This window comes from Pseudomonas sp. AP19 (genome assembly GCF_001728855.1).
GTDB lineage: Bacteria > Pseudomonadota > Gammaproteobacteria > Pseudomonadales > Pseudomonadaceae > Aquipseudomonas > Aquipseudomonas fluorescens.
Genome location: NZ_LXJP01000054.1, coordinates 37,341 through 44,179 on the forward strand (window position 1 = coordinate 37,341; position 6,839 = coordinate 44,179).

The window sequence follows — 6,839 nt, forward strand, 5'->3', positions numbered from 1 at the left end:
CTTCATGAAAAACCGCGCACTCGCTCTCGTTGTAGTGGGTGCTTGCGGCATCGCGCCGCAAGCCTGGGCTCACCAGCTCGCCTACTCGAAGACAGAACAGATCCAAGTGAACGTTGATGGTGAGGCGACCACCTGGTGCAAACCTGAAGTGGCCATCACCATGCAACGCCCAACCTGGGATGACCAGAAACCGCTGAACACGCTTCTATCGAAGCTCCCGTATATTCTCGGCCAGGAATGCCCGACGGCCAAGGTCACCTGGAAAGCAGTCGACGCAAAGGGGGCGGTTTACGCCACCGGCGCGGGCTATGCGACCAATCTGGGCCTGGCCACGCTGACTTCACCGCCTGCCGCTCCGGCCGCTGCCGCGCCCGCTGTTTCGGTAGCCCCCGTGGCTTCTCCTCCTACACCACCAGCAGCTGTGGCGGCTGCGTCTGTACTACCAGCCGCCGCTGCGCCTACTGAGCCTGCCGTCGCAGCGCCTGTGGCTGCTGCACCGGCCCCAGCGCCTGTAACGGCACCTGTGATACCACAACCAGCACCAGAGGCTTCACCCGCGCCAGTGCAACCGGTGCCGGTGGCCACAGTACCTGTGGAGGCAGCTCCAGCCGCCACCCCTAACCCTGCCGCGCCAGCTGAAGCGCCGGCCGCTGTTGCCGCAGTTCCTACCGGTGACTTCGGCCGCTCATTGGTGCTGGCCAACCAGAACCTGATGGGGATTACCGACGGAAGCGGATGCAAATGGGTTATCAGCAAGTCGGTAACTGATGAGTCCGATCCAAGTCTGTCCTTTCAGTCGACACCCGCCATGCCTTGCTCTGCATCAGGCTATGCCGAGGGGGCCTATGACAAATTGCGTTGGGCGGTACCCAACACCTATCGCGGTGATACCTGGTCAAAAACAACCGTGCACCCGAGCGGTCTGATGTTCAACCAGGCACTGGTCCCAGCGGTGAAAGGCAAGGCGCTTTCTTTCCTGAATAGCCGGGCAGACCAAGCACTCTTTCAGGTGGGTGAACTGCCTGCGCGTAACATGAAGGTGTATTTGGCCTTTGAGCGCCCCAACTACCGTGTCCTGTCGCCGTTCGCCAGTGATCCGTATTATGTAGTGATCACTGCAGATGAGGCATTTGCTCTTGATGCGGTTGAGTTGAAGCGCGCTGTGGTTGAGGTCTACCAATTGGTGAAGGCAACGTCGCCAACGACCGTCGGCCTGTCGAACCTCTTCTTCGCCAAGAACTTCGAAGCGCTTTACCCCGAAGGATACGCGTCGGAAACCAAAGACAGCATTCTCAAAACGCGTATGGGCGAGAACCGTGGTGAGTTTTACTTCGATGCTCGCCAAGGCAATAACTTCGCCCTGCGTCGCGAGGAGATCCGCCTGAGAGAAGTACGTCGTCTGCAGCAGCAAATGGCTGAGCTGCACACACGCGTCTTGGCGCGTTACGAACAACTCAAATCCGGGATGAAGGAATTCGAAGGTCGGGAGGCTGAGGCGCTGGCGCAGATGGCCGGCATCAAAGTCACCTTCCCATCGCCGATCGCAATGCAGGACCCGAACTCTTCAAAGTCAGCTGTGCCGATGATGATTCACGTCACTGGAAAGAGCGGCGACTACTACGAGGTCGATTTCCCACGTAAGGGGCGTGTACAGACTGATGCTGAACTGGAGAGTCAGTGGTACGTGCTGCCGGCGGCAAACATGACACCCTTCCTGCCGCTCGAAGACGGTCGCGCCGTTCCTACGTATCGCGTGTATACCGCTGGCGCGGCTGAGGCCTGCAAGCAAGACCACTGTGCTGACAGAGTGTCATTTGGTGCCGTACTGGCCAAGGAATTTCCTGGCGCCGGGATCGACTTCAACTGGACGCCTGCAGTCTCTCAGCAGCACGTGATTGATTGGCAGCAAGCATCCGCTCAAATTCAGTAAGGCAACCGACTATGAAAACGATGAACAAGAAGCACATCCTCATCGCCGCTGCGGTCGCCGGTATTGCGATTCTTGCAGCTGGTGTGGGGTTATCGAGCTCCGGCAAGAAGCAAGCGCTGCGTCAGTACGATGAGATGAAGGAACAGTACTTCCTAGAAAACGTCCTGAGCGAGGGAGATATTTCCTATTCCTTCTGGTCGGGAAACGTCACCGTTGAAACACCAGAAATCCGCCTGGTTGCAGCAGAGACCAACGGCGCAAATAAATTCCTGAAAGGGATTATGGGGCTGCTCGGTGGAATGGACTCCGGGGCAAAAGAGTCTGCCCTGGTCGAATGGTCACGGTATCTGCTTTCGTCCAGTACTGGTGGCGGTCGTGCCGGTGGCGTGTACTTGAAGGCCGACGCCCTCAAGGTTAGCCGCGAAGGTGATAACAAGAAGGGCGAGATTCATGTCCAATTGTTGGGCATGGACATGAGTACTCCTTACCTGTCGCACAAAGGCACAGATGTGGTCCTGCCCTCGGAAGTAGCGGATGAGATCCAGCCGCGCGCGGAGATTGATCAGTACGGAGGCGTGGTCAAGTCGCCCTACTCGTGGGGTAGCAATATCGTCCAACGTCTGCCGTTCACTGGTGCATTTATCACCGCCGCTACAGGGGAGTTCGGCACCAAAGTTGACTTGGACTTCAAGCTCACGCGCTCTAGCGACGGCGAAGGCTCGGTCGAGTTTGTAGTGGTGCATCGTAATGACGGCAGTGAAGTTGGCCGGATTGTGCGCGAGGCTAAATTTGCGTCCATCCCAGAGCTTGACGATGTCCAGGCGCAACTCAAGAGCGCGCTAAGTGGCTTCATCATGGGGGCTTACAGTACGTCCATGGGCCAGGCCGTAATTGCGGAAGCCGCAGGTGACTTTGCTCGTAAGACCAAGGTGGCCAGCTACTCGCTGACTTACAAGGGCTTCGACCAGTTAAAGGAGTCGTTCGACGAATTCAAGGCCGCTACCAAGAGTGAGGAGTTCACCGGGTTTTGCAATGAAACAGGCCTATCAGTTTATCAGAGTGACTTTGGAGTCAAGGGCAAGGATCACAGCGATTCGGAGTGCGCGATCGCTCAAAAGCTGGCCACCGATGCCAAGTTTGAAGAGTCCTACATTTTCAAGGAAGACAAGTCGTTATTTTCCGGCCTGTTCGTGAGCAAAAGCTTCACGCTTGAGACGAACTGATCACCACATTTCCTAGAACCTGGAGTGCGGACCGCCGTACTCCACGGTCACCAAAAAAAATCTCAAGACAAAGGCAGGCATTTCATGACGAACGTTTCCAAATGGGCAATCACGGCGTTCTGCTCGGTGCTGCTGGCCGGTTGCGGTTCAAGCCAGGACAAAGCTGAAGAACTGGTCAAGTTGATGGGCATGGACGTCCAATACAAGATGCTAGTGCAAGTCGCCACGTCGGGTTATGCATCCAAATATCGCGAAGTCGCGCCAGAAAAAATCAAGGCCGTGATCGAGGACAACATTTCCCAGGACCTACTGAAAGATACCTTGGTCCAGGTATACGCAGATCACTTTGATGCCGACGAGCTCGAACTGATGATCGAGGCCAACAAGCATCCTGATCAGGCGATGAAAATGATTATGGGCTCTAAGGACGGCATGAAGTTGGCAAAAAAATCCATGGACGTTCAGGTGGATCTGCAGCGTGATATGGCCAAGGCGTTCGAGGATCGCGATGAGGAGATTGTCGACGAACTGGACGACCTCCGAAAGGAAGCCCGCGGCTGATCCGTCATGTTCCAGGTAGCGTTCGGCAATTCATGGAGGGTGGGATGAGGCTTATTTTGGTAATGCTGCTGGTGCTCAGCGGCTTCGCTCACGCCGGTTGCGGCAGCATCAACAACGACGATCAACGCGCCTACTGCTACGTCAAAGAGGGGAATGGGAGTTGCGCGAGCATTAAGGACGACGATCTGCGCGCTACCTGCTATGTGGAGGCCGACAATGGCAGTTGTGCGAGTATCCGGGATGATGACAAACGCAAATACTGCTACGTGAAAGAGGGCAACGGAAGCTGTGCAAGCATCAACAATGACGACTTGCGTAACGCCTGCTACGTCGAAACAGGCAATGGGAGTTGCGCGAGTATCCGTGAAGACGATCAGCGATACTTGTGCTACGCCAAGACTGGCAATGGCAGTTGCGGGAGCATCAAAAACGATGACTTGCGACGTCAGTGTGAAATGGTAAAGCGCTGACTGGCTTGCTTTAGCCAGGCCGGATGAAGGAATCTCACCTACAAAAAATGCTAGTCAGGTAACTGACTGGCATTTTTCATTCTGCGGTTAACGAATCTTCCAAGCTGAAAAGGCGAGTGGTTCAACCGCTCAACCCAGTACTTCGCCCCTGGTCTTGCGCTTGAATCGCCGGCGCAGGAAAAACACCACAAACAAAATCAGCAGCGTGCCTACGGTGAGGAAAATCGTGTTGAACCAAGGAAACGGCTCTTCGCGACTGTTCGTGGCTTCGATGTCTGTGATGTTTGGGAACACGGACAAGATTTGAATGCGCCAGCCGTAATAACGAATTAGAGCCAGCTGCTGGGCATCTCGTGAGTAACCCTGGGCCTTTGCCTGAACGTCGGCCGAGTCAAACTTGAAGTACCACGGAAAACTCCACCCGGTATCTTCATTGCGATAGACCATTACCTTTTTCGATGTTGGGTGTTCAGTGTTAATGAAATACACATCCCGGGTAGGGCCGTCCGCTGGGTTTTCAGCATTGATGACGCCGTCATCGTCCACACGTTTTACCTCAACGCCGGTGATGGCCACCACGTCGTACTGCGGCAAAACATAAAACAGACCCAGTCCCGCACCAGTGATCACGAGCAAGATTGCGCCGATAACCACCCCTTTAATCCACTTCATTTATGTGCTCCATTTTGATCGTCGAATTCTGCCCCAATTCGATCTTGGGTTTTCACCTTTGACCGCTGGGGTGCTACTAAACTTGGTTAGCAAATGTGTAGGTGCTGCAATGATAGTAACGACGGCTCAAAAAAAGCCCAGGAAATCTCCCGGGCTACTTGTTTGCTGAAGCATGCGATCGCGTTCCGATCGCCCTGGCTTATGCAGGTGCTGTATCAAATTCCAGGCATTCGGAAAGTGAGGTGAACTCAGGTCGCCGGCAGACCCAGGCAGTAAAAGCGGTGTAAGCCACCGACAAGCCTGTGATCAGAGCCATTGTTTGCGTCTTCTCTCGACTGTTTCTCGCAGCAGCACGCGCTTGAGATTCACCTTTGCGTCGAGCACTGTTCGAAAAGAGAGACGCGATCAGCATTCCAATCACCGCATAGAACACTGTGATGAGAGTGAGCTTGGCAACAATAACTAGGGTGATACTCAGAGCTCCCTGGTTTGTCCGGAAGGTCGCGAATACGGCGTATGCAATGGCCAAGATAATCCCGGTACCCAACGCTATCCCTGAGACCAAGCCAGGCATTTCAAGCCAGCGAAGGATCAGAGCCGAAACGGCACCGATCGCGGGCAGCGCATTCGTGATCGCAGCATCGGTGTAGTCGGTGTAGATCGTGGCAGCCTCTGTGTGGTGTCTCCAGATCGCCAGGCAGGTGATCAAAGAACCTATCAAGAGCGTGTATTTCCATGCCGGACCTGCCCAGAAGGCCTGCCACATGCGCAGCACTGCTGGTTTCTCAGCTACAGGCTGAGCAGGGCGCACTTGCTGTGCCGGAACCACATAGGCTGGGTTCTGAGAGGAGGGCGCCGGTTGCACACTTTGAGGCGGTGTCTGAGCCACCTGATGCTGCTGAGGAGATTGCTGTCTTTGTTGACGGGATTGTTCCTGAGCGATCCGGTACTGCTCATCTCTTTGGGAGCTGGCAAGTTCCTCTGCCTGGCGCTGAGCTTCATACTCATCCTTGCGCAGCTTCTCTTCTGCAGCGTATGCCTTACTTTTTTCAACGCGTGAGTAATTATCCAGAAAGGTGACACGAGCTCCCATGGTTTGATCGAGACACTTCTGGGTGGTGCACTGATCTCGCACGGACAGCCATTCGCGTTGTGACTGGCGAAGATCATCCGGGTGCTCTGTTTCATCGAGGGCTTTTTGATAGGCTCGACCGAGAATGTTGTCGACGCCACTCAGATAGCCGTCTTTGCAGATGCTGGACTCCGCGAAATTTGCAGCCTTTGAACAATTAAAGCTCGCTGCCATTGAGCTACTAGTAACCAATGCCAGCGTAAGTGCGAGAGCTTTGCGAATCATCATCCGGTTCATCCCTAATTCCGTTATTCAGTGCCAGCAGCTGGGCATAGCCATTATCGGCGGGGAATGAAAATACGTGAGGAGAAACCTGAATACTCCTAGTGATGCGTCATTAAGACGCTAGAATCGGTGATGAAAATGACTAGATGTGGAAAGTCATGAAGAAGCCAGGGAGATCTCCCTGGCTTGTGGGCTGCGGGAAATACTTACTTAACTGTAAACCAGCCTTCAACTACGTCAACGCCCCACTTAGCTTTCCACTCTTTCAGGCTCTTGTTGTTGCCGCCTTTACTTTCTACGATTTCACCGGTGTGAGGGTTCTTGTAGACCTTGACCTGGCGCGGTGCTCGATGGCCTTGCTTAACCGTTACGGCTTTGACAGCCTTCGAAGGAGAAGCTTGCGGATCGAGGATTGCGATCACGTCTCGCAGACTTTTTGAGTAGCTGGCCAGCAGGTCTTTCAGCTTCGTTTCGAATTCGAGTTCTGTCTGCAGCTTCGGGTCATCCTTGAGGGCTGAACGGCGGGCCTCCAGTTCGCGGATAGATTCTTGAATGGACCGGAATTCGTTGATGAGGCTCATGTGGTGCTCCGTATGATCATAATTGCCTAACACTGGCATGATGTG

At 54.5% G+C, this 6,839-nt stretch carries 7 protein-coding genes; 4 read left to right on the forward strand and 3 right to left on the reverse strand.

The genetic code is table 11. From position 1 onward, the window contains the following. The first annotated feature begins 4 nt into the window (after positions 1-4). From A7D21_RS27445 to A7D21_RS27460, 4 genes are all read left to right on the forward strand, one after another. Entirely contained in the window at positions 5-1,930 is a 1,926-nt protein-coding gene (locus A7D21_RS27445; protein WP_069553166.1) for a hypothetical protein, read from the forward strand. An 11-nt stretch (positions 1,931-1,941) separates the two neighbouring features. After that, positions 1,942-3,153: a hypothetical protein gene (locus A7D21_RS27450; RefSeq protein WP_069553167.1), complete on the forward strand. Its 1,212-nt coding sequence runs from the start codon at positions 1,942-1,944 to the stop codon at positions 3,151-3,153. Positions 3,154-3,237: 84 nt separating this feature from the next. Then, positions 3,238-3,714 carry a hypothetical protein gene (locus tag A7D21_RS27455; RefSeq protein ID WP_069553168.1) on the forward strand — a complete coding sequence of 159 codons (477 nt, stop codon included), beginning with the start codon at positions 3,238-3,240 and terminating at the stop codon, positions 3,712-3,714. Positions 3,715-3,758: 44 nt separating this feature from the next. Next, entirely contained in the window at positions 3,759-4,184 is a 426-nt protein-coding gene (locus A7D21_RS27460; protein ID WP_069553169.1) for a hypothetical protein, read from the forward strand. A gap of 129 nt (positions 4,185-4,313) precedes the next feature. On the opposite strand, the gene A7D21_RS27465 is transcribed toward A7D21_RS27460, so the two are convergent. From A7D21_RS27465 to A7D21_RS27475, 3 genes are all read right to left on the reverse strand, one after another. Further along, a complete protein-coding gene (locus A7D21_RS27465) occupies positions 4,314-4,856 on the reverse strand; it encodes a DUF1523 family protein (protein ID WP_046071058.1) in 543 nt (180 codons plus the stop codon). Positions 4,857-5,055: 199 nt separating this feature from the next. Beyond that, a complete protein-coding gene (locus tag A7D21_RS27470; RefSeq protein ID WP_171902647.1) occupies positions 5,056-6,225 on the reverse strand; it encodes a lysozyme inhibitor LprI family protein in 1,170 nt (389 codons plus the stop codon). Positions 6,226-6,419: 194 nt separating this feature from the next. After that, entirely contained in the window at positions 6,420-6,794 is a 375-nt protein-coding gene (locus tag A7D21_RS27475) for a histone-like nucleoid-structuring protein, MvaT/MvaU family (RefSeq protein WP_069553170.1), read from the reverse strand. Positions 6,795-6,839 lie beyond the last annotated feature (45 nt).